The 23,688-nt window shown below is 62.3% G+C and carries 19 protein-coding genes; 15 read left to right on the top strand and 4 right to left on the bottom strand.

The window, feature by feature from the left end:
- Positions 1–50: 50 nt before the first annotated feature.
- Both ACZZZU_RS02135 and ACZZZU_RS02130 read right to left on the bottom strand, forming a co-directional pair.
- Positions 51–497 carry a DUF421 domain-containing protein gene (locus ACZZZU_RS02135; RefSeq protein WP_463549579.1) on the bottom strand — a complete coding sequence of 149 codons (447 nt, stop codon included), beginning with the start codon at positions 495–497 and terminating at the stop codon, positions 51–53.
- Between the two features lie 12 nt (positions 498–509).
- The gene (locus ACZZZU_RS02130) at positions 510–1,037 is read right to left on the bottom strand and encodes a hypothetical protein (protein WP_122495785.1); all 528 of its coding nucleotides are present in this window, start codon (positions 1,035–1,037) and stop codon (positions 510–512) included.
- 145 nt (positions 1,038–1,182) lie between these two features.
- On the opposite strand from ACZZZU_RS02130, the gene ACZZZU_RS02125 reads away from it, so the two are divergent.
- The 8 genes from ACZZZU_RS02125 to nhaA all read left to right on the top strand — a co-directional run bounded on the left by ACZZZU_RS02125 (position 1,183) and on the right by nhaA (position 11,870).
- Positions 1,183–2,190, top strand: a complete 1,008-nt coding sequence (locus ACZZZU_RS02125) for a ligase-associated DNA damage response exonuclease (RefSeq protein ID WP_463549578.1) — start codon at positions 1,183–1,185, stop codon at positions 2,188–2,190.
- Positions 2,187–3,836 (top strand): ATP-dependent DNA ligase, encoded by a 1,650-nt coding sequence (locus tag ACZZZU_RS02120; protein WP_463549577.1) that lies wholly within the window; start codon positions 2,187–2,189, stop codon positions 3,834–3,836. The genes ACZZZU_RS02125 and ACZZZU_RS02120 overlap by 4 nt, the downstream gene beginning before the upstream one ends.
- Complete coding sequence (locus tag ACZZZU_RS02115) at positions 3,833–6,421, top strand: ligase-associated DNA damage response DEXH box helicase (RefSeq protein WP_463549576.1); 2,589 nt, start codon at positions 3,833–3,835, stop codon at positions 6,419–6,421. The genes ACZZZU_RS02120 and ACZZZU_RS02115 overlap by 4 nt, the downstream gene beginning before the upstream one ends.
- On the top strand, positions 6,418–7,074 hold the full coding sequence (gene pdeM, locus ACZZZU_RS02110) for a ligase-associated DNA damage response endonuclease PdeM (RefSeq protein ID WP_463549575.1): 657 nt from the start codon (positions 6,418–6,420) through the stop codon (positions 7,072–7,074). The genes ACZZZU_RS02115 and pdeM overlap by 4 nt, the downstream gene beginning before the upstream one ends.
- Positions 7,075–7,445: 371 nt before the next feature.
- The gene (gene ppnN / locus ACZZZU_RS02105; RefSeq protein ID WP_122495775.1) at positions 7,446–8,822 is read left to right on the top strand and encodes a nucleotide 5'-monophosphate nucleosidase PpnN; all 1,377 of its coding nucleotides are present in this window, start codon (positions 7,446–7,448) and stop codon (positions 8,820–8,822) included.
- Between the two features lie 91 nt (positions 8,823–8,913).
- Positions 8,914–9,540, top strand: coding sequence for a flavin reductase family protein (locus ACZZZU_RS02100; RefSeq protein ID WP_463539015.1), 627 nt, complete (start codon positions 8,914–8,916; stop codon positions 9,538–9,540).
- A gap of 134 nt (positions 9,541–9,674) precedes the next feature.
- On the top strand, positions 9,675–10,394 hold the full coding sequence (locus tag ACZZZU_RS02095) for a S1 family peptidase (RefSeq protein WP_122495771.1): 720 nt from the start codon (positions 9,675–9,677) through the stop codon (positions 10,392–10,394).
- A gap of 126 nt (positions 10,395–10,520) precedes the next feature.
- A complete protein-coding gene (gene nhaA, locus ACZZZU_RS02090) occupies positions 10,521–11,870 on the top strand; it encodes a Na+/H+ antiporter NhaA (protein WP_463549574.1) in 1,350 nt (449 codons plus the stop codon).
- 77 nt (positions 11,871–11,947) lie between these two features.
- Here the strand turns inward: nhaA and ACZZZU_RS02085 are convergent, their stop codons facing one another.
- Positions 11,948–12,670 (bottom strand): substrate-binding periplasmic protein, encoded by a 723-nt coding sequence (locus ACZZZU_RS02085; protein ID WP_463549573.1) that lies wholly within the window; start codon positions 12,668–12,670, stop codon positions 11,948–11,950.
- A 180-nt stretch (positions 12,671–12,850) separates the two neighbouring features.
- Here ACZZZU_RS02085 and ACZZZU_RS02080 point away from each other — a divergent pair, with 180 nt between their 5' ends.
- From ACZZZU_RS02080 to ACZZZU_RS02065, 4 genes are all read left to right on the top strand, one after another.
- On the top strand, positions 12,851–15,040 hold the full coding sequence (locus ACZZZU_RS02080) for an ATP-binding protein (RefSeq protein ID WP_463549572.1): 2,190 nt from the start codon (positions 12,851–12,853) through the stop codon (positions 15,038–15,040).
- Positions 15,041–15,349: 309 nt separating this feature from the next.
- Entirely contained in the window at positions 15,350–15,853 is a 504-nt protein-coding gene (locus ACZZZU_RS02075) for a DUF4142 domain-containing protein (RefSeq protein ID WP_463549571.1), read from the top strand.
- 16 nt (positions 15,854–15,869) lie between these two features.
- Complete coding sequence (locus ACZZZU_RS02070) at positions 15,870–16,157, top strand: DUF6021 family protein (RefSeq protein WP_122495761.1); 288 nt, start codon at positions 15,870–15,872, stop codon at positions 16,155–16,157.
- A gap of 52 nt (positions 16,158–16,209) precedes the next feature.
- A complete protein-coding gene (locus tag ACZZZU_RS02065) occupies positions 16,210–17,769 on the top strand; it encodes an FAD-dependent oxidoreductase (RefSeq protein WP_463549570.1) in 1,560 nt (519 codons plus the stop codon).
- A 56-nt stretch (positions 17,770–17,825) separates the two neighbouring features.
- Here the strand turns inward: ACZZZU_RS02065 and ACZZZU_RS02060 are convergent, their stop codons facing one another.
- Positions 17,826–18,053 carry a hypothetical protein gene (locus ACZZZU_RS02060; RefSeq protein WP_463549569.1) on the bottom strand — a complete coding sequence of 76 codons (228 nt, stop codon included), beginning with the start codon at positions 18,051–18,053 and terminating at the stop codon, positions 17,826–17,828.
- A 218-nt stretch (positions 18,054–18,271) separates the two neighbouring features.
- On the opposite strand from ACZZZU_RS02060, the gene ACZZZU_RS02055 reads away from it, so the two are divergent.
- The 3 genes from ACZZZU_RS02055 to ACZZZU_RS02045 are packed head-to-tail and all read left to right on the top strand — an operon-like array spanning position 18,272 to position 23,615.
- A complete protein-coding gene (locus ACZZZU_RS02055) occupies positions 18,272–19,438 on the top strand; it encodes an efflux RND transporter periplasmic adaptor subunit (RefSeq protein WP_463549568.1) in 1,167 nt (388 codons plus the stop codon).
- Positions 19,435–20,523, top strand: coding sequence for an efflux RND transporter periplasmic adaptor subunit (locus ACZZZU_RS02050; protein WP_463549567.1), 1,089 nt, complete (start codon positions 19,435–19,437; stop codon positions 20,521–20,523). The genes ACZZZU_RS02055 and ACZZZU_RS02050 overlap by 4 nt, the downstream gene beginning before the upstream one ends.
- Positions 20,520–23,615, top strand: a complete 3,096-nt coding sequence (locus ACZZZU_RS02045) for an efflux RND transporter permease subunit (protein WP_463549566.1) — start codon at positions 20,520–20,522, stop codon at positions 23,613–23,615. The genes ACZZZU_RS02050 and ACZZZU_RS02045 overlap by 4 nt, the downstream gene beginning before the upstream one ends.
- Positions 23,616–23,688 lie beyond the last annotated feature (73 nt).

Genomic DNA, 23,688 nt, shown 5'->3' with positions numbered 1-23,688 from the left:
GCCAATCGCGGCTAAAGCCGCTCCCACAGGGGGGCCGGCGGAGGTGCTTTTCAAGACTCCACCGGAATGATCGAAATCTTGCCGTTCTTCTCCACTATCGCGAACTTGATCTGCTGCAAGCTCACCAGCCCCTGCTTTTCCCGCGCGGCTTCGAGAATGTCGTCTTCACGCAGGTGCATGGCGCGCAGGCGGCTCTGTAGCGGCACGCCGTTTTCCACGACGATGGTAGGCGAGCCCTCCATCCATAAATCAAACGACGGCCAGCGGTATTTCAGCCGCGACAACACCACGTCGATGGTCACCAGCGTGACGATCACCAAAGCAGCGTTAGTGAAGGAAAAGTCGTCGCCCAGCAGCGCCTGCTGCGTGGCTTCGCTGATGATCAGCAGCAAGATGAAATCGAAGATCGTCAGTTCCGACAACGAACGCCGCCCGGCGAATCGCAGGATTATCAGCAGCGCAAAGTAGATACCGGCGGCGCGTAATACAGCGTCCATAAAGGCCTCGAATCAGGGGTAGATAAACTGGTTGAGCGTCACGCTGCCGCCCGGCCCACGCACCACCGAGCGATAGGCGCCGACGCCGTCAGAGCGCACGGCCAAGTGCACCCGCACCTGACCGCCAGCGTCAGCGCGAAGCGCCAGCTGCATGCCGGTTTTGTCGAAGGTGGCGGCGTTTTTCGCCGGGGGCGTGATGCTCTCTACGGTCAGGCCATCGAGCAGTTCGCCCTCGATGCGCAGCGGTAGGTCGGCGTTTGGCGCGCCGCGCAGGTCCACAACAATCACGGAAGTGGCGCCGTTGCGCAGGAAGCGTTCGTAACTCACGGCCACCTGATCCTGGCCGGCGCTGGCCTGGCGGCTGCTTAACAGGCCTTTGGAAAACAGGCCCAACAATGTCAGCAGCACCAGCACGGTCATGGCCACCAGGCCGAGGCGTTCGAGCAGCCATAAGCGCCGCTGTACGGCCATGTTTTCGTGCACCGGCGTGAGGCGGCTGCGCGCATCGTGTTCAGTCAGTTTTACCCGGAACATGCCCATGGTTCGGCTCCTCCATAAAAAATGGACTGAGCCGGCGCGGCAATGGTTCGAGGTGTTTGCTAGGGTGAGGCGCTGCACTGAAACCAAGCGAACCTATCGGCCGGTGTGCCCCTCTTAACTGAACCGAAACCGCCAAGGTGCCTGCATGGAGCTGGTGATAGCTCGACCCGAAGGCTTGTATTGCCCACCCGGTGACTTTTATATCGACCCGTGGCGCCCCGTAGAGCGCTCGGTCATCACCCACGCCCACGGCGACCACGCGCGCACCGGCAACCAACGCTATCTGGCGGCGGCGCCGGGCGAAGGCATTTTGCGTTCGCGCCTGGGGCAAGACATCAACTTGCAAACGCTGCCCTACGGCGAGCGCCTCAATCATCACGGCGTGACCTTGAGTTTTCACCCGGCCGGCCATGTGCTGGGTTCAGCGCAGGTGCGGTTGGAATACCAGGGCGAAGTCTGGGTGGCCTCCGGCGACTACAAGGTCGAAGCCGACGGCACCTGCACGCCATTCGAGCCGGTGCCTTGCCACACGTTTATTACCGAGTCGACTTTTGGCCTGCCGATTTACCGCTGGCAGCCGCAGCGCGAGATTTTCGCCGGTATCGACAGCTGGTGGCGCGACAACGTCGCCGCCGGACGCGCCAGCGTGTTGTTCGCCTATTCCTTCGGCAAGGCGCAGCGGATTCTGCATGGCATCGACGACAGCATCGGGCCGATTCTCGTGCACGGCGCCGTCGAGCCGTTGAACGCGGTGTACCGCGAAGCCGGCGTGCGCATTCCCACCACGTTGTATGCCGGCGACATCGCCAAGAACGACCCGCTGTTGCGCCAGGCGCTGATTCTGGCGCCGCCCTCCGCTGCCGGCAGCACCTGGATGCGCCGCTTCGGCGAGTACAGCGACGCCTTTGCCAGCGGCTGGATGTTGCTGCGCGGCACACGTCGGCGCCGAGGCGTGGACCGAGGCTTTGTGCTCTCCGACCACGCCGACTGGCCGGGCCTGCTCTGGGCCATCGAGCAAACCGGCGCCGAACGGGTGATGGTCACCCACGGCCAGGTCAACGTGCTGGTCCGGCATTTGCGCGAACAGGGCCTCGACGCGCGCGGTTTCAAAACCGAATACGGCGATGAAGACGATGCGCAGGTGCCCGAATGAAAGCCTTCGCCGAGCTGTACGCGCGCCTCGACGCCACCACCTCCAGCAACGCCAAGTTACAAGCCATGCAGGATTACTTTGCCCAGGCCGAGCCAGGCGACGCAGCCTGGGCCACCTATTTCCTCGCCGGCGGCCGGCCACGCCAAGTGGTGCCCACCCGCGTGCTGCGTGAACTGGCCAGTCGCTTGGCGGGGCTGCCCGATTGGCTGTTCGAAGAAAGCTACCAAGCGGTTGGCGACCTGGCGGAAACCATCTCCCTGCTGCTGCCCGAAGCCGAGCACAGCAGCGAACACGGTTTGGCCTGGTGGCTGGAAGAACACCTGTTGCCGCTGCGCGGTTTGCCGCCGGAAACCCTGGCCGACCGCCTGCCGCCGCTGTGGGCGCAACTCGACCGGCAAAGCCTTATGGTCAGCCTGAAACTGCTCACCGGCTCGTTTCGCGTCGGCGTCTCCAAGCTGCTGGTCACCCGCGCTTTGGCGGCATTGGCCGGCATCGACGCCAAGCGCGTGGCGCAGCGGTTGGTGGGCTACACCGATTTGTCGCACCGTCCCACTGCCGCGCGTTACCAGGCGCTGATTGCCGCCGAGTCCGACGACGAACACGCCCAGCGCGGCGGCCAGCCGTATCCGTTTTTTCTCGCCCATCCGTTGCAACAGGAACTCGACAACTTCGACACGGTGCTCGGCCCGGTCGAGGATTGGCTGGTGGAATGGAAGTGGGATGGTATTCGCGCACAGCTGGTTAAACGTGAAGGTCGCCTGTGGATTTGGTCACGTGGCGAAGAGCTTGTGACCGAGCGCTTTCCCGAGCTGCACGAACTTGGCGAGGCGCTGCCCGACGGCACCGTGGTCGACGGCGAATTGGTGGTGTGGAAACACGACAGCGACAAAGCCTTCGGCATCCAGCCATTCGCCCTGCTGCAACAACGCATCGGGCGTAAAACCCTGAGCAAGAAACTGCTCGATGACGTGCCCGTGGTGCTGCTTGCCTACGACCTGCTGGAATGGCGCGGCGAAGACTGGCGCAGCCGCCCGCAGGATGAACGCCGGGCGCGCTTGGAACTGCTGGTGGCAGAGATGGGCGACGAACGTTTGCGCCTGTCGCCCGAGGTGCGTGGCAGCGACTGGGCCGACCTGGCCCGCCAGCGCGAAGCCTCTCGCGAGCTGGGCGTGGAAGGCATGATGCTCAAGCGCCGCGACTCGCTCTACGGCGTCGGCCGCACCAAGGACATGGGCCTGTGGTGGAAGTGGAAAATCGACCCGTTCAGCATCGACGCCGTGCTCATCTACGCACAACGCGGCCATGGCCGGCGCGCCAGTTTGTACAGCGACTACACCTTCGCCGTATGGGACGACGCCAGCCCCGGCGAGCGCGTACTGGTGCCGTTCGCCAAAGCCTATTCCGGGCTCACCGATGAAGAAATGCGCAAAGTGGACGCCATCATCCGCAAGACCACGGTAGAAAAATTCGGCCCGGTGCGCAGCGTCACGCCCAGCCTGGTCTTCGAGCTGGGCTTCGAGGGCATCGCCCTGTCCAAGCGCCACAAGAGTGGCATCGCTGTGCGCTTTCCGCGCATGTTGCGTTGGCGCACCGACAAAACCGTGGACCAAGCCGACACACTCGCCACCTTGCAGGGCCTGCTATGACCAGCCCCGCCAGCGCCTGGTTCGCGCTGCGTCAGTGGAAACCTTTCCCCTTTCAAAAAGAGGTGTGGGCTGCGGTAAAAGCCGGCGAGTCGGGCTTGCTGCACGCCACTACCGGTGCGGGGAAAACCTATGCCGTGTGGTTCGCCGCGCTCAACCGCTTCGCCAAGATTCCCGCTGCACCCGCGCCCACCGCGCGCCCGCGAAAACCGACAGTGGCCCCGCTGACCGTGCTGTGGATTACGCCCATGCGCGCCCTGGCCGCCGACACCGCGCGCGCCTTGCAGGCGCCGCTGGATGATTTGCACATTCACTGGAGCGTGGGCCTGCGCACCGGCGACACCGGCAGCGCCGAGCGCGCGCGGCAAAGTCGCAAATTGCCCAGCGCCCTAATCACCACACCGGAGAGCCTGACGCTGCTGCTCACCGGCGCGAAAGCGAGGGAAACCTTCGCCAGCGTGCGCATGGTGATCGTCGATGAGTGGCACGAACTGCTCGGCAACAAGCGCGGCGTGCAGCTGCAGTTGGCCCTGGCGCGCCTGCGGCAATGGACGCCGGAACTGATGGTCTGGGGCCTGTCTGCCACCCTCGGCAACCAACCCCACGCCATGGAAGTGCTGATGCCGACCGGGCGTTTGGTGCAAGGCAAAATGGCCAAAACCTTGCGCGTCGATACCCTGTTGCCGCCCGGCATCGAACGCTTTCCTTGGGCCGGCCATCTGGGTTTGCGCATGTTGCCGCAGGTGGTTGAAGAGCTGGAAAGCAGCAGCACCACACTGGTGTTCACCAACACCCGGTCGCAGGCGGAAATCTGGTACCAGGCGCTGCTCGAAGCGCGTCCTGACTGGGCGGGCTTGCTGGCCTTGCACCACGGCTCGTTGTCGCGCGAGGTGCGCGACTGGGTGGAACTGGCACTCAAGCAAGGCTCGCTGAAAGCGGTGGTGTGCACCTCCAGCCTCGATTTGGGCGTGGACTTTCTGCCGGTGGAGCGCGTGCTGCAAATCGGCTCACCGAAAGGCGTGGCGCGCCTGATGCAGCGTGCCGGCCGCAGCGGCCATGCGCCAGGGCGGCCTTCGCGCGTCACGCTGGTGCCGACCCATAGCCTGGAACTCTTGGAATCGGCAGCGGCGCAAACAACCGTGGCCGAGCGCCGAATCGAGGCGCGCCAGTCGCCGGAAAAACCCCTCGACGTGCTGGTTCAACACCTGGTCAGCATGGCCTTGGGCGGCGGTTTTATGGCCGAGGCCATGCTCGCCGAAGTGCGCAGCGCCTGGGCTTACCGCCAGCTCACCGACGAAGAATGGGACTGGGCCTTGGCGTTTATTCGCCATGGCGGCCACTCGCTCACCGCCTACCCCGACTACCGCCGCGCCGAGCCCGATGCCCACGGCCGCTGGCGCGTGCCCGATGCGCGCCTGGCACGGCGCCACCGCATGAGCATCGGCACCATCGTCAGCGATGCCAGCCTGAGCGTGAAGTACTGGACCAAAGGCGGCAGCGGCGGCTCATTGGGCAGCGTCGAAGAAGGCTTCATCGCCCGCCTGCGCCCCGGCGATGGCTTCTTGTTCGCCGGGCGCCTGCTGGAATTGGTGCGGGTGGAAAACATGACCGCCTACGTGCGCCGCGCCACCGGCAAAAAAGCCGCCGTGCCGCGCTGGAATGGTGGGCGCATGCCGCTGTCCAGCGAGCTGGCCGACGCCGTGGTCGACAAACTCGGTGCCGCCGCCGCGGGCGAATACGCCAGCGATGAGATGCGGCTGTTGCGCCCGTTGCTCGCGGTGCAGGAAAGCTGGTCCGCGCTGCCGACCGCCCACACCTTGCTCGCCGAAGTGGTGAAATCGCGCGAAGGCTGGCACCTGTTTCTGTACCCGTTCGCCGGGCGTTCCGTGCACCTGGGCCTGGCCAGCCTGCTCGCCTGGCGCCTGGCCGAAGGGCAACCGCTGAGCTTTTCCATCGCCGTTAACGACTACGGCCTGGAACTGCTGTGCGCCAGCCCCATCGACTACGCCCACGCCCTGACCCCGGCGCTGTTCAGCATCGAGCACCTGTTGCGCGACGTGCTCGCCAGCCTGAACGCCGGCGAGCTGGCGCGTCGCCGCTTTCGCGAAATCGCCCGCATCGCCGGGCTGGTGTTTTCCGGCTACCCCGGCGCGGCCAAAAGCGCCCGACAACTGCAAGCCTCCAGCGCCTTGTTCTTCGACGTCTTCCAGCAATACGACCCGAGCAACCTGTTGCTGACCCAGGCGCAACAGGAAGTGCTGCGCCAAGAGCTGGAAGTTCAGCGCCTGCAACAAACTCTTGAGCGCCTACAAACTCGGCGGCTGGACGTGCACGTGATCAAACGCGCCACGCCCCTGGCCTTTCCGCTGCTGGTGGAACGCTTCCGTGAAAGCCTGAGCTCGGAAAAGCTCGCCGACCGCATCAAACGCATGGTGCAAGACCTGGAAAAAGCCGCCGGCCCTGGCGGCTACGAAGCCGAAACCGACGCCCGTTTCGCCATCGACAACGAGCGCCCCGCCCCACGCAAAGGCCGCGCCCCGCGCCAAGGCAAAGACGGCCGACCCCGTCCCGTTAAGGAGCGTCCTTGAGCGAACATCTGCCCGTGCAACTGGCTGGAACTGAACTCTGGCTACTCGCCGACAAAGCCATCTGGTGGCCCGACTACCAAGCGCTGCTGATCGCCGACCTGCACCTGGGCAAGGCCGCCACCTACCGCCAGCTGGGCCAACCCGTTCCCCACGGCACCACCGCTGAAAACTTCCACCGCCTCGACCAACTGCTGCACCGCTACCCCAGCCGGCGGCTGATCGTACTTGGCGACTTTCTCCACGCCCGTCAAGCCAAAAACCCCGCCACCTTGGCCGCCCTACAGCAATGGCGCAGTGGCCATGTGGCCATGGACATCACCCTCATCCGCGGCAACCACGACCGCAACGCTGGCGACCCCCCGGCGCATTTGGGCATTGAAACCGTCGCCGAGCCGCTACTGGTGGGCCCGCTGGCCCTGCAACATGAACCGGATGCCCACGCCACCCACCATGTACTGGCCGGGCATGTGCATCCGGCGTATCGCCTGCGTGGCAAAGGTCGGCAGAGCCTGCGGCTGCCGTGCTTTTTGATTGGCGAACGGGTGAGCCTGATGCCCGCGTTTGGGAGTTTTACCGGCGCGATGGGCGTGTTGCCTGAGGATGGGGAGCGGGTTTTTGTGGTGGGGGATGGTGGGGTTTGGCGGGTGGTTTAGGGGGCAATCGCCTGTAGCAGGGATGTTAAAAAACACCTTCGCCGATCTACTGTATACGGCTTGAGATTCTGGATTCCCGCCTGCGCGGGAATGACGGAGGATTCTCAAACACCACCGTCATTCCCGCGCAGGCGGCGGTCCGACGATTCGGAATCCAGAATTTCGGAGCGGAGTGCTGTGGCGGGTTCGTCACCTGTCAATGGAACCCCAACGGAACAACCCCCACTCCCCACCGGTCTCTAGCCATACACCCAGCCCGCAAAAAACCCCGACCTGCATCGCCCTGTGACATCCCCCCTCCCACACGGCAAACTACCCCCACACCGGAGCCGGAGTGCTCCTGTCCACCGCTCCTCTTTATGGAAAACAGAATGCGCCACAGACAAGTCATCAACGCCTCCGTCAGCCCCAAAGGCAGCCTGGAAACATTGTCCCAACGCGAAGTGCAACAACTCAGCGAAGCCGGTTCCGGCAGCATCTACGATCTATTCCGCCAGTGCGCCCTGGCCATTCTCAATACCGGCGCCCATATCGATAACGCCAAGACCATCCTCGACGCTTATAAAGATTTCGAAGTGCGCATCCACCAGCAAGACCGTGGCGTGCGCCTGGAGTTGTTGAATGCGCCGGCCGACGCCTTTGTCGATGGCGAAATGATCGCCAGCACGCGCGAGATGTTGTTCAGCGCCCTGCGCGACATCGTTTACACCGAGAACGAACTCGACAGCCAACGCATCGACCTGGACACCTCCCAGGGCATTACCGATTACGTGTTCCACCTGCTGCGCAACGCCCGCACCCTGCGCCCCGGTGTCGAGCCGAAAATCGTGGTGTGCTGGGGTGGTCACTCGATCAGCACCGAGGAATACAAGTACACCAAGAAAGTCGGCCACGAGCTGGGCCTGCGTAGCCTGGATGTGTGCACCGGCTGCGGCCCAGGCGTGATGAAAGGCCCAATGAAGGGCGCGACCATCAGCCACGCCAAGCAACGCATCACCGGCAGCCGCTACCTGGGCCTGACCGAGCCGGGCATCATCGCCGCCGAGGCACCGAACCCGATCGTCAATGAGTTAGTGATTCTGCCGGACATCGAAAAACGCCTGGAAGCGTTCGTGCGGGTCGGTCACGGCATCATTATTTTCCCGGGCGGCGCCGGTACGGCCGAAGAATTCCTGTACCTGCTGGGCATTCTGATGCACCCGGACAACCAGGACCTGCCTTTCCCCGTCATCCTTACCGGACCGAGAAGCGCCAAGGCGTATTTCGAGCAGCTGCACGCGTTTATTGGGGCAACGCTGGGAGAATCGGCGCAGGCGCATTATCAGATCATTGTCGATGACCCAGCTGAAGTGGCGCGGCAGATGACGCTCGGGCTGAAGCAGGTGAAACAGTTCCGCCGCGAGCGCAACGACGCGTTCCACTTCAACTGGCTGCTGAAAATCGATGAAGGCTTCCAGCGCCCATTCGAGCCGACCCACGCCAACATGGCCGCGCTGAAACTCAACCGCAGCATTGCCCCACATGAGCTGGCGGCGAATTTGCGTCGGGCGTTTTCCGGCATTGTGGCGGGCAACGTGAAGGCGACCGGCATTCGTCTGATCGAAGAGTTCGGCCCTTATGAAATTCATGGCGACCCCGCCGTAATGGAGCCGCTGGACAAACTGCTGCAAGCCTTCGTTGAGCAACACCGCATGAAACTGCCCGGCGGCGCGGCCTATGTGCCGTGCTACCGCGTTATTAACGGCTAACCCCCCTTTCCTGTGGGAGCGGCTTTAGCCGCGATGTTTTTAGGAGCAGCGCGGTTAATCGCCCTCCCACAGAGAGCACTTGAGGTCCCCCATGCGCGAATTCCATTTCTACGAACCCAAACTCGGCCACGGCCTGAAGCACGACCCGCTCAATTCCATCGTCGCCCCACGGCCGATTGGCTGGATCTCGTCGCAAAGCCCCGACGGCGTGCTCAACCTGGCGCCGTACAGTTTCTTCAATGCCTTCAACTACACGCCGCCGATCATTGGCTTCTCCAGCATCGGCTGGAAAGACAGCGTGCGAAATATTGCGGCCAGCAAAGAGTTTGTCTGGAACCTGGCGAGCCGCCCGTTGGCTGAGCAAATGAATACCTCGTCGGCACTGGTAGCGCCCGAGGTCAACGAGTTCGAGCTGGCGGGCCTCGAAACCGCGCCTTCGCGCCTGGTGAAACCGCCACGGGTGCTGGCCAGTCCGGTGTCGTTCGAGTGCCGGTTGAGCGACATCGTGCAGCTACAGAAGGCCGACGGGGGGCTGATCGATACCTGGCTGGTGTTGGGCGAAGTGGTGGCCGTGCACATCGATACGGCGGTGCTGGAGGACGGCGTGTACAACACGGTGTTGGCACAACCGATCATGCGCGGCGGCGGCCCCACGGACTATTTCGCCATTGAAGAAAGCCAGCGTTTCCACATGCATCGCCCGGTGGTGGACAAATAACCGCAGCGCGGTGAATGCGGGTTTCGCGGTCCTGACGAAACCCGCGTCGGCCGCTTAAAAATATCGCTCGAACCTTCCAGCCGCTGCGCCCTTCTTACTTAACACCGCAGCTTCTTTACAGGATGTAACTCATCATGCTGGAACCCCTTCTACTCGCCGCTACGCGCGTGTCCACGTATGACCTGGACCGCCCACTCACCAACGCCAGTGGCTTTTTTTTCCAGCGCGAACAACGCCTGTTTCTAGTCACCAGCCGCCATGTGGTTGTCGACGCACCGACCGAGCATCACCCGAGCCGGCTGGAAATCGAGTTGCACACCAATAAGGACAACCTGGCGGAGTCCATCGGTTTTTCCATTCCGTTGTTTAAAGACGGTAAGAGCCTGTGGCGTCAGGGCACCGATTCGGGCGGTGAAATTGACATTGCCGTTGTGGAAATCGAACGCAGCGCACTGCCGCCAACCACCGCGTACCTGGCCTTCACGCCCGAGCACCTGGCCGATCTGACTAAGCCCATCGAAATTGGCAGCCCTTTGCTGGTGGTCGGCTTTCCGCTGGGTTTTCACGACACCTTGCACCACATGCCTGTGGCGCGTCAGGCCAGCATTGCCTCGGCGTTTGGCCTGCGTTTCAAGGGCGAAGGTTATTTCCTCACCGACGCGCGCACGCACCGTGGCTCTAGCGGCGCACCGATTGTGATGCGCATGGCCGCCGACGATAACCGCGAGCTTCCGTGGCTGCTGCTGGGCGTGCATTCATCGCGTCTGGACGTTAACCGCGATCAGGAACTCGACGAAGCGCTGGGCCTTAATTGCGCCTGGTATTCCGATGTGCTGATGACCCTGACCGAGTAAATCGCGGGTGGCGGTATCGGTTTTCGTTGTGTAAGGTTGCCGGCGGGTGTCACGGCTGCGGTTCTGCAGCCGGGCAGGTTTTTTGTGTTGGTCGGGCCGCCGCACAGTCTGAAAAAGTGAGCGACCATGAACCGACCCCTTCCCCCAAAGGCTCTTCCGGCTGCGCGCCGCGTAGCCGACAAAGCTTTTAGCGCCCTCGAACATTTCCTCCATATTGAAGCTGTCAGCGGCATCGTGTTGATGCTCGCCGCTGCCATCGCCCTGATCTGGGCAAACTCTTCGGCAGCCGACAGTTACCACCACCTCTGGCACATGTCGGTCAGCCTGGGTTTAGGCGATTGGCAGCTTTCACAGTCGCTGCACTTCTGGATTAACGACGGTTTGATGACCGTGTTCTTTCTGGTGGTCGGCCTGGAAATTCGCCGCGAAATTCACGAAGGCGCCCTCGCCACACTCAAGCTGGCGACGCTGCCAATGGCCGCCGCGCTCGGCGGCGTAGTGGTGCCAGCGCTGATCTACGTTGCCCTTAACGCTGACCCAAACCTGCGCTCCGGCTGGGCCGTGCCCACGGCCACCGATATCGCTTTTGCCATGGGCGTGCTGGCCTTGCTGGGCAAATCGATTCCGCCGTCCGTGCGGGTATTTTTGCTGGCGTTGGCCATCATCGATGACATTGCCGCCGTGCTGATCATTGCCGTGTTTTACTCCGGCGGCCTGGAGCCCATTGGTTTCCTCATCGCCGCTGCCGGCATCGCGTTGGTGTTGATCTTTCAGCAAATCGGCATCGGCTCCGCGTTTGCCTATGTGCTGCCCGGCGCCATTTTGTGGTTCGGCCTGTTGAAAACCGGCGCCCATCCCACCCTGGCCGGCGTGGTGTTGGGGCTGATGACGCCAGTGTTTTCCCGCCCCGATACCGAGGGGCCGCTGGACAAGGCCAGGGGCGCCCTGCACAACCTGACGCACCGTGACGAGGAAGACACCGGCGAGGTCTTGCATTCGGTCAAACAGCTGCGCACCGCACAGCGCGAACTGCTGCCGCCGGTGATTCGCGTGCAGGCGGCGCTGCATCCGTGGGTGGCCTATGGCGTGATGCCGTTGTTCGCCCTGGCTAACGCGGGCGTCAGCCTCGGCGGCGTCGACCTCAACAATTCAGCCTCGCTGACGGTGATGTTCGGCGTGCTGTGTGCGCTGGTGATTGGCAAGCCAATTGGCGTGATGTTCAGCACCTGGCTGCTGGTGCGCCTGGGCTGGTGCGTGCTGCCGCCGGGCATGACGTGGTCGTGGCTGGGCTTGATCGGCTGCCTGGCGGGCATCGGCTTCACCATGTCGATCTTTATCGCCTCACTGGCCTTTACCGACGATGGCCTGCTCAGTGCCGCCAAGCTCGGTGTGCTGCTCGCCTCGGCCATTGCCGCGACGCTCGGCCTGATAATTGGCGCCATCGTGGTTCGCCGCGCCAAGGCGAACCCTGCCTAGACCCGCCCAAACCACGCCGTCTGTGGGAGAGGCTTTAGCCTCGATGCTTTTTGAGCTTTAAAAGCAGGCCGTGGCGGCTAACGATAAGCCGCCACCCTCGCCAGCCACGCTTCGTCGTCATCCAGCGCCTCGATGGCCTTGTTCAGCGCCGGCACTAAGCGTGCGTAGGCAGTGGGCACCAGTAGGTGACGCTGATAGCGACTCAGCGGCCCGGCAACAAACAACTGGGCCTGCAGAACCGGTCGTTCAAACCAGAAAAACTCCAGCGTGCGCTTGCCGACAACGGTGGCATCGATCCAGCCGCGTTGCAGGCGTTCGACATTGACGCGCTCATCCACGCTGTCTTGTCGACTGACCGATCCACTCGTCAGCAGCGGCGTCAGCTCCGGGTAATAGTGCCCGGCCACCAAGCCCAAGCGATGCCCCTGCAGCGTGGCAAGCGTGAGCCGTGAGACCTCGCCGCTGTTGCGCGACACCAGCAAATTGACGTCATCGATAAACGGCTCGGTCAGCGTAAAAGCAGGCGAATTGGGAAACCACGCGGGGCCCACGCCGAGCACCAGCCCCGGCAGCCGGCCCTCGTTCAACTGACGATCCAGACGCCGGCGAGGAATCTCGCGCACGGCGAAGTGGTAATCCGGCATCAGCGCTTCCAGCCGCTGCGCCAGGTCGAAATACAGCCCTTTTTGCGCGGCGTAATCTACGACGTAAGGCGGTTTGTTCTGGTAGCAAAACAAGGTGACGTCTTCAGCAGCCGATGCCGCCGCACTGTGCACAAGCCAGACCACAGCCCAGAACATTGCTCTCACCGCACACCCCTGTTTTGCCGAATCGTTACCGATTGACTATAGATCAGCAGGCGTGTGCGACATGCCGCACTGCCTATCAGCGTTTTCACCTTCGACTTGGATGCCTGGGTGTAGGACGGTATAAGGAACGCCACGAAATAGACGTGTTTGATTGGCTACGGATGGGGACACATGGCGCAGTGGCTCAAAGGTGACGAGCAGATGGTGGAGCGGATTCGAGCCTACGACTGGGCCTCGTCGCCGCTGGGGCCGATCGAGGATTGGCCTGATGTGTTGAAAACCACTGTGGCCCTGAGCCTCGGTTCAAGCTTCCCGCAAGCCATTGTTTGGGGCGACAGCCTCACTACCCTGCACAACCAAGCCTTCAATCAAATTCTCGGCAATAAACCCTCTGCGTTGGGCCGCTCGTTCAGCGAGGTGTGGAGCGAAGCGTGGCCCGATATCAGCGCCTTCGCCGACGCCGCATTTGCAGGCCAGGCCACCTACCTGGAAGACTTCCCGCTGCTGATCGAGCGCGGTGGCGCGCCTGAACAGGCCTACTTCACCTTCTGCTACAGCCCCATACGCGACCACACCGGCAAGGTCGTTGGCATCCTCGACACCGTGGCTGAAACCACGGCCACGGTGGTCGCCAACCAGCGCCTGGCCTTTCTCGATGGGCTGGGGCGCGCGGTAGCCACGGCCACCAGCGCTGACGTGATTCTGGCCGCCACCACGCGCATGTTGGCCCAGCAGTTGGGGCTGTCGAACTGCGCCTACGCCGACATGCATGCCGACGAGGACGGCTTCACCATTCGCGGCGATTGGGCAGCGCCCGGCTCGCCGCATATTCTGGGTATCTACCGCCTGGCCGACTTCGGCGAACTGGCCGTGCGCAACCTGAACGCCGGCTTGCCGTTGATCATTCACGACAACCTCAGCGAGCTGCCCAGCCACGAATCGGCGGCGTTTCAGGCCCTGGGCATCACGGCGACCATTTGCATGCCGCTGATCAAAGATGGCCGCCTCACGGCATTGATGGCTATTCACGACAACGTGCCCCGGCAGTGGACCGACGCAGACCTGGGCCTGCTTCGCGAAGTGACCGAGCGTTCGTGGGCGCACATCGAGCGGGTGCGCGCCGACGCCGAACTACGTGAAGCGGTGAACGCGCTGGCCACGCTCAACAGCACCCTCGAACAACGGGTGCAGGAGCGCACGGCGCAGTTGGTTGAAACCGAAGCCGAGCTGCGCCAGGCGCAGAAATTGGAGGCCATCGGCCAACTCACGGGCGGCGTGGCCCATGACTTCAATAATCTGCTGACCATCATTCGTTCCTCGATCCACTTCTTGCGCCGCACCGATCTGCCGCTGGAACGCCGCAACCGTTACATCGACACCATTTCCAACACCATCGAGCGCGGCGCCAAGCTCACCGGCCAACTGCTGGCCTTTGCTCGCCGCCAACCGCTGCATCCGCAAGTGTTCGAAGTGGGCCAACGCCTGGAGGCCTTGCACGACATGCTCGACTCCGCCGCCGGTGCGCGCATTCAGGTGGTGCTGGAATTGCCAAGGCAGCCCTGTTTTGTCCGGGCCGATCTCGGTCAATTGGAAACCGCGCTGATCAACATGGCCATCAACGCCCGCGACGCCATGGGCGGCGAAGGGCAACTGACGGTGCGCCTGACGTGCAACCAGCGCATGCCATCGGCCTCCCAGTCAGCGGCCGAGGCCGGCTTGCTGGCCGCGATTGCCGTTACCGACACCGGTGCCGGAATCGCCCCAGCGGTGATGTCGCGAATATTCGAACCCTTCTTCACCACCAAGGAAATCGGCCAGGGCACCGGTCTTGGCCTGTCGCAGGTGTTTGGCTTCGCCAAGCAATCGGGCGGCGATGTCGACGTGCATTCCGTGCCGGGGCAAGGCACCACGTTCACCCTGTTTCTGCCGCAGGTCGAAGCGCAAGCCGGGCTTACTGAACCTGCCCCGCCACCGATGCAACAAACCCTGCGTGGTACGCAGCAGCGGGTACTGGTGGTGGAAGACAACCGAGAGATCGGCAGCTTTGCCGCCGACATGCTGCAAGACCTGGGCTACGACGTGACCTGGGCCAGCACTGCCGAAGAAGCCCTGCAACGCATGGGGCCTGAGGCGCTGGAATTCGACGCCGTGTTTTCTGACGTGATGATGCCCGGCATTGGCGGCCTGAACCTGGCCACCGAACTGCGCCGCCGCCGCCCCGGTCTGCCCATTATTCTCACCTCCGGTTACAGCCAGACGTTGTCCGCCGGAGGCTTCCAGGGTTTCGCGTTTCTGCGCAAACCGTACTCGGCTGAACAGGTGGCGCAGATGTTGAGTGCGGCGCTGAATCGCAAGGATTAGTGCACGTGCTGCGGCCGCGTCGTCAAAATCGGCGTTCACCATGCAAGCCTGGATCCCAGGCTTAAACAAAGCTATCTAAAAAACCACCGTCATTCCCGCGCAGGCGGCGGTCCGACGATTCGGAATCCAGGCTCGTTCATGTATCGGTACTCGTCTAAACCCCTCCAGCGTGCATGCGCTTAAAAACCAAAAAAAACCTACCCCAACTCACCCCACCGTACCGCTCGGCAAATAATCGAAACCTTCCGCCAACCCCACCCGTCCACTTATTAGCGACGACCCGTTCGCGTCACAGTGGAGAAAAATGGAATGAACACTACCCCGCTCAAACACTTCGGTCTGGCTTGCGTTCTCAGCTTCAGCGCCCTGGCAAGTGCCGTGGCCGCCGAGTCCAACTCCTTCGTTGAAAACGCCACCCAGGGCGGCATCCTGGAAATTGAAGCCGCCAAGCTGGCGCTGGAAAAAAGCCAAAGCAGCGACGTGCGGGAGTTCGCCACCACCATGCAGGCGGACCACACCAAGGTGAACCAAGAGCTCACCGCCCTGGCCAAGAAGCAGAACATCGAAGTGCCAGACGAAGCGTCGATGATCGACAAAGCCAAAAAGCTGCTGCTGGAAATGCGCGACGAGTCGTTCGATAAGGGCTACGCCGGCAACCAGGTAGCCGCCCACGAACAGACCATCGAGCTGTTCAAGAAACAAGCCGAGTCCAAAGAAAACCCAGAGCTGCAAGCCTTCGCCAAAGAGAAGCTGCCCGCCCTGGAACATCACCTGGAAATGGCCAAACAGTTGAAAGCCAAGCACGACCACTAAGCCCAGCGGAGGTTGTATGAACGCTCAACACACCGCGCCGCCGGATCGTGACGGCGCCACGCTCGACGCCGAGCAGTGGCCCGCTCAGGACACGCCGGCCGATACCCGGGGCCTTCCCGGGTATCCGCGTCAGCAAGCCGGCAAGCAGGTCGATTCCGAAGCGGACTTCGACCCGGATTCGCCAGACCTTGCCGATCCGCAAATCGACCCGAGGCATCCACCGCGCATTCCCGACGATGCGCCGGACCCACGGGCTGAGAAGCGCGCGCCAAGCGATGAGTACCCGCCGTACGAAAAACCCTGAGGTCGCTAACGCTTGCGTTAGCCCCTATCGTTCACGTTAAGGAAAGCTGTCCATGCCACTGCACTATGTCGCCTGCTTGGCAGACTTGCCCGACGGCCAGATTGGCCAGGGCAAGATCGGTGAGCAATCGTTGATTCTGTTGCGAACCGGCGACACGGTGCAGGCATTTCAGGGCAATTGTCCGCACGCCGGCGCGCCGTTGGCTGAGGGCGCACTGTGCAACGGTCGGCTGATTTGCCCGTGGCACAAAGGCACATTCCGCCTGAGTGATGGGCACGTGTGCGAACCGCCAGCGCTGGAAGATTTGCAGCGCTACGCCGTGACACTTCGCGACGGCCAGGTGTATGTAGACGATCAACCGCTGCCTGCCTCAATAGACAAATCCCAATCACCAGACGAGCGTTTATTCGCCATCGTCGGGGGTGGCGCAGCCGGTACAGCGGCAGCTTCGGCATTGCGTGAGCATGGTTTCGCCGGGCGCTTGCTATTGATCGACCGTGAAGAAGCGCCGGGCTTTGATCGCACGGTGTTAAGCAAATTCGTCATCGCTGGCGACATGGCGCCAGCGCAGATTCCCGACCTTAAAGACGACGACTACTACCGCGAGCAGCGCATCGAGCGCGTGCATGGCCATGTCAATCGCATGGATGCCCAGCGCCGCGAAATCGAGCTGAGCGATGGTCGTTTGTACCGTTACGACTCGGCGCTACTGGCCACTGGCGCCAAGCCGAAAACTTTGGACCTGCCCGGCGCGCAGTTGGACAACGTGCATGTGCTGCGCTCGCGTGCGCATGCCGCGGACATCCTACACGCCACGCTGCCGGGCGATCGCGCGGTCATCATCGGCGACAGCTTTATCGGCCTGGAAGCGGCCAGTTCGTTACGCAAACGTGGCCTCGGCGTCACCGTGATTGCGCGCCACGAAGTGCCTTTCGCCAAGCAATTCGGCATGGAAGTAGGCCGCGCTATCCGCCTGCTGCACGAGAGCAACGGCGTGGTGTTTCGCGTCGGTGAGGAAGCCGTGAGCTTCGAGGCCGACGAAGCCAATGAAGACCAACACGTGAAGGCGGTGCGCCTGGCCTGCGGCGAGCGCATCGCTGCCGACCTGGTGCTGGTCGGCGTGGGCGTCAGCCCGGCGACAGACCTATTGCAAGGCCTGCGCTTATGCGACGACGGCGCGCTGGCGGTGGACCAACACATGCGCGCCGCGCCGGGCCTGTGGGCCGCTGGTGATATCGCGCGCTTCCCCTTGGCCGACGAACACCTGCGCATCGAACATTGGCGCGTGGCCCAGCAACACGCGCGCATCGCTGCGCAAAATATGCTCGGCGGCGAAGTGGCCTACGACAGCGTGCCGTTCTTCTGGACCCAGCATTTCGGCAAGCGTTTCGACTACCTTGGCCACGCCAAAGACTGGCAGGAAACCATTATCGAAGGCGATCTGGTGAACCTGCACTTTATCGCCCTGCTCTGCAGCCAGGGTCAGGTGGAAGGCGTGGTGGCGTGCCAGCGCGAGGCGGCCACGGCGTTGCTGGCTGAACGCATGCGTGAACCGCTGTCGGTCGAGCAAGCGCTGAGCTTGATTCGCCAATGCGACGGTGAGTCGGTTTAAACGTTGTGAGGGCAGGCCCGCGCAAGCAAGCCTGCCAGGTTGATTAGTTCGCCCGGCTATTTAGGGAAAATGCCGGTAATGGTGATGCCGTAATCCTTCAGCAATTTCAGCGGCAGCTCGGTCGCTTCTTCCTGCGGATCGCCGAACTCGCCTTTTTCCAGGTTCTGCTCGGCCCATTTCCACACATACTCCACCGCCTGGTCGACGCTCGGCTTGTCGTCTTGCTCGACATCGAGAACCGACGTGTTTTGGTCCCTGTTATAGCTGATCACCCAATGGGTCATACGCTGATCTCCGCGTTAAATGTGCCAGTGTCTTAGCTGATGACTGGCGCAACGCGAGATCGGTTCAGGGAGGTTTGTAACCGCATCCATTCATGGTCGAATTTCGTCGTCTACGTCGTTATCTGCTTGAAAACTTGAACTTTCCGATCCATGGCTTCCTCTCAAGCCCATGCACGACATGGCGTTCGCCGCCATCTTAAAGGAATAGGAGTTTTCCAATGCCGGAACAGGCATGGCCTGAGCGCAAGCCGTCGACCGTCGCGATTCTGCTGGCCATTGCCGCCTGCCTGGCGCTCGCTGGCTGTAACGACAAACAGCAATCGCCACCCCATACCCGCGTGCTGGTGCAGAGCGTAAAACCCGGCGATTTCAGCGACCAAGTGGAGCTGACCGGCGACATTCAGGCGCGCGTCGAAGCGCAGCAGTCTTTCCGCGTCGGCGGCAAGATCATCGAGCGCATGGTCGAGGTCGGCGACCGGGTGAAGGCCGATCAAGTGCTGGCGCGCCTCGATCCACAAGAACAGCAAACCAACGTCGACAACGCCCGCGCGGCCCTGCAAGCGCAAGAGGCGCAGTTGCGTCTGGCTGAAGTCAGTTTTAAACGTCAGCAACAGCTGCTGCCCAAGGGCTACACCAGCAAAAGCGAATTTGACCAAGCGCAGGCGCAGTTGCGCTCCAGCCTTAGTTCGTACAGCGCCGCTCAGGCGCAGTTGGCCAACGCCCGCGACCTGCTCACCTACACCGAACTGCGCGCCTCCGCCGATGGCGTAATCACTCAGCGCCAGGCGGAGGCAGGGCAAGTGGTGCAAGCCACAGTGCCGATTTTCACCCTGGCCCGCGCGGGCGAGCGCGACGCGGTTTTCGACGTGTACGAATCGCTGTTCAACGCTGACCTGGCCGAGCAACCGGTAACCGTCAGCCTGCTGAATCGCCCTGCCGTGACCGCGCAAGGCAAGGTTCGCGAAATAACCCCGACCATCGACGCGCAAAGCGGCACGGTGAAGGTCAAGGTGGCGCTGGAAAATGCACCCGAGGAGATGAACCTGGGCGCCGTGGTCACCGCCACCGTGCACCCGAAAACCAGCAACCGCGTGGTATTGCCGTGGTCGGCGCTGTTTAAAAGCCAGAATCAGCCGGCCGTCTGGCTGGTGGATGAGCAGCAGAAAGTCACCCTGCAACCGGTCAGTGACGTGGCCTACGGCAGCGGCACCGTGATGATTGGCAAAGGACTGGCAGCAGGCCAACACGTCGTGGTCGCCGGTGGGCAGTTGCTCCATCCGGGGCAAGTGGTGGAAATCGCCACGCCGGACAAAGCCGCCGAACCGGAGAAAGCGAAAATCGCTGCGCCGCCACCGACCGACAAACAGCTGGAGGGCGCGCAATGAATCGTTGCCTGCCGCTCGCTGTGTCGCTATTGCTGGTCCTCGGCCTAACCGCCTGCTCTGACGAAGAACCGCCAAAACCGGCGCCGCGTCCGGTGCTCTACAGCGCGGTCAGTACCCAGCAGCAAGCCACGGTCGGGCGTTACGCCGGCACCATCGAAGCGCGTTACGAAACCACCGTCGGTTTTCGCACGAACGGCCGCATTGCCTCACGCACCGTGAACGTCGGCGACAAAGTCGACACAGGCACCCTGCTCGCCACCCTCGACCCCAGCGACCAGGAAAATCAGCTGCGCGCCCGCGAAGGTCAGATGGCCAGCGCTAACGCCCAGTGGATTGAGGCGCAAGCCAACGCGCGTCGCCAGCAGGAACTGTTCGATCGCGGCGTGGGCGCCAAAGCCAACCTGGACGACGCGCAAACACGCTTGAAAACGGCGCGCGCCAGCCTCGACCAAATGGCCGCCGATGTGCAAAACGCCAAAGACCAGGTGGAGTACACCCGCTTGCTTAGCGACTTCCCTGGTGTGGTCACCGCCTGGCGCGCAGAAACCGGCCAAGTGGTCGCGGCCGGCCAGGAAGTGCTGACCCTGGCCCGCCCCGACGTACGCGAAGCGGTGTTCGACCTGCCTGACGAACAAGTGGCGCAGTTGCCCGCTGACGCGCGCTTTACCGTGCGCTCGCAATTGCAGCCAGACGTTCAGGCCCAGGCACAGGTTCGCGAAATGGCACCGCAGGCCGACCCCACCACACGCTCGCGACGCGTGCGCCTGAGCTTGATCGACAGCCCGGAAGAACTGCGCCTGGGCACCACCGTCAACATCGAGCTGAGCAGCAAGACGTCGGCTCATAGCACATTGCCGGCCAGCGTATTGATTGCGGACCGGGTCGAAAACGGCCGCGCGCACGTGTGGGTCGTCGACCCTACGAGCCTCGCGGTCAATCAGCGGGCCGTGCAGATATTAAGTCGTGAAGGCGACTCGGTGGTAATTGGCGAAGGCCTACGCGACGGCGAGCACGTGGTGCGCGCCGGCGTGAACAGTTTGCAACCCGGACAAGTCGTCAAGCTGGACCCAGGAGCAGTGCAATGAGTCGGGAAACGGGCGGTTTCAACCTGTCGGACTGGGCTCTGCGCCATCAATCGTTAGTCTGGTATCTGATGGCGGTTTCCCTGGTCATGGGGATTTTTTCCTACTTCGAATTGGGTCGCGAGGAAGACCCCTCATTCACCATCAAAACCATGGTTATCCAGACCCGCTGGCCGGGCGCGACGGTGGACGACACCCTTTACCAAGTCACCGATCGCATCGAAAAGAAACTCGAAGAGCTGGACACCCTGGACTACGTGAAAAGCTACACGCGGCCCGGCGAATCGACCGTGTTCGTGTACCTGAAAGACACCACCAACGGCAAAGACATCCCCGACATCTGGTACCAGGTACGTAAGAAAATCACCGACATCCAGGGCGAATTTCCCCAAGGATTGCAGGGACCGTTCTTCAACGATGAATTCGGCGACGTGTTCGGCAGCATCTACGCCTTCACCGGCGACGGGCTGAGTTACCGGCAACTGCGCGATTATGTGGAACAGGTGCGCCTGGATATCCGCAGCGTCGACAACCTGGGCAAGGTGCAGTTGATCGGCGAACAAAACGAAGTGCTGTACCTGAACTTCTCCACCCGCAAGCTGGCGGCGCTGGGCTTAGACCAAAGCCAGGTGGTGCAAAGCCTGCAAGCGCAGAACAGCGTGACGCCCTCGGGCGTGATCGAAGCCGGCCCCGAGCGGATTTCGGTGCGCACGTCCGGCGAATTCCGCTCGCAGGAAGACCTGCAAGCGGTGAACTTGCGGGTGAACGACCAGTTCTATCGCCTGGCCGACCTGGCCACCATCGAGCACCGTTTTCAGGATCCGCCGGAATCGCTGTTCCGCTTCAACGGCCAACCGGCCATCGGCCTGGCTGTTGCCATGCGCGACGGTGGGAACATTCAGACCTTCGGTAAGCAGTTGCACCAGCGCATGGAGGAAATAACGGCGGAGTTGCCGGTCGGCGTCGGCGTGCATCAGGTGTCGAACCAAGCCGAAGTGGTCAACAAAGCCGTGGGCGGTTTCACCAGTGCGCTGTTTGAAGCGGTGGTGATTGTGCTCGTGGTGAGTTTCATCAGCCTGGGCGTGCGCGCCGGTTTGGTGGTGGCGTGCTCCATTCCGCTGGTACTGGCCATGGTGTTCGTGTTCATGGAATACAGCGGCATCACCATGCAGCGGATTTCCCTCGGCGCCTTGATCATCGCCCTCGGCCTGCTGGTGGATGACGCGATGATCACCGTGGAAATGATGGTCACGCGCCTGGAGGCCGGCGACACCCGCGCCCAGGCCGCTACTTACGCCTACACCTCCACGGCATTCCCGATGCTCACCGGCACCTTGGTGACCGTCGCCGGCTTTGTGCCGATTGGCCTGAACGCCAGCTCGGCGGGCGAATACACCTTCACCCTGTTCGCAGTGATTGCCGTGGCGCTGTTGGTGTCGTGGCTAGTCGCGGTGTTGTTCGCGCCGGTTATCGCCGTACACGTTTTGCCGGAATCGCTGAGCCACAAAAAAGACAAAGAACCCGGCCGGCTGACCCGAGGCATGGACCGTGGTTTGAAATGGGCGATGCGCCATCGCTGGTTAAGCATCGGCCTCACGGTGGCACTCTTCGTCACGTCCATAGTGCTGATGCAATTCGTCCAGCAGCAATTCTTCCCCTCCTCCGACCGCCCGGAATTGCTGGTGGACCTCAACCTGCCGCAAAACAGCAGCCTGGAGGAAACCCGCCAAGTCGTTGACCGTTTGGAAGCGACCATCAAGGACAGCCCCGACATTCAGCGCTGGAGCACGTATATCGGCGAGGGCGCTGCGCGCTTCTATCTGCCGCTCGACCAACAACTGCAAAACCCCTTCTATGCCCAGCTAGTGATCGTCAGCAAAGACCTGGAAGCGCGCCAACGCCTGGCCGCTGAACTGAAGGCCCGTTTGCGGGAAGACTTCGTTGGCATCAGCAGCCTCGTTCAACCGTTGGAAATGGGCCCGCCTGTAGGACGGCCGATTCAGTACCGCATCAGCGGGCCGAACATCGAGCAGGTGCGCGAATACGCCATGCAAGTGGCCGGACTGCTAGACGGTAACGCCGATATCGGCGACATGATTTACGACTGGAACGAGCCGGGGCGTGTGCTGAAAATCGACGTGGCGCAAGACAAAGCGCGGCAATTGGGGCTGTCGTCACAGGACGTCGCGCAGACCATGAACAGCGTGGTGACCGGTGCGAATGTCACGCAGGTTCGCGACAGCATCTATCTGATCAACGTGGTCGGGCGTTCCGAGGAAGGCGAACGACGTTCCCCTGAAACCTTGGAAAACCTGCAAATCACCACGCCGCGTGGCACTTCTATTCCGCTGCGCGCATTTGCCACGGTGAGCTATGAGCTTGAACAACCGCTGGTATGGCGCCGCGATCGCAAGCCCACCATCACACTCAAAGCCAGCGTGCACGGCGACAAACAACCCACCGACGTGATGGCCGAGCTGCAGCCGAAAATAGACGAGTTCGCCGCGAAATTGCCGGCGTCGTATCGGATCAAACCGGGCGGCACTGTCGAAGAAAGCGGCAAGGCGCAGGGACCGATTGGCAAAGTCATACCGCTGATGCTGTTTTTGATGGCGACCTTTCTGATGATTCAGCTGCAAAGCGTGAAGAAGCTGTTTCTGGTTGCCAGCGTCGCGCCACTGGGCTTGATCGGCGTGGTCGCGGCGCTGCTGCCCACCGGCACACCGCTGGGCTTTGTGGCGATTCTTGGCGTGCTCGCGCTTATCGGCATCATCATTCGCAACTCGGTGATTCTGGTGACGCAGATCGACGAATTCCGCGAGGCCGGCTCACACGCTTGGGACGCCGTCATTGAAGCGACTCACCACCGAACCCGCCCCATTCTGCTCACCGCTGCAGCGGCGAGCCTGGGCATGATTCCCATCGCACGCGAAGTGTTTTGGGGGCCGATGGCCTTTGCGATGATCGGCGGCATCATCAGCGCCACCCTCCTGACCCTGCTGTTCTTGCCGGCCTTGTACGTCGCTTCATACCGCATTCAAGAACCAGCGCAGGACAGCGCCCAACGTGGCGGCGAACCTTCCGAGGTGCGTTAGCCGGACAACAATGCGTCGTGCGGAAAAGGGAACCGAACGGCGCATTCTTCCTTCTCACGTTATGCCCGTCCGC

This window comes from Pseudomonas sp. AC136 (assembly GCF_979258585.1).
Note: the sequence above shows the minus strand (reverse complement) of the source record. Positions and strands in the feature narration are given on the sequence as shown.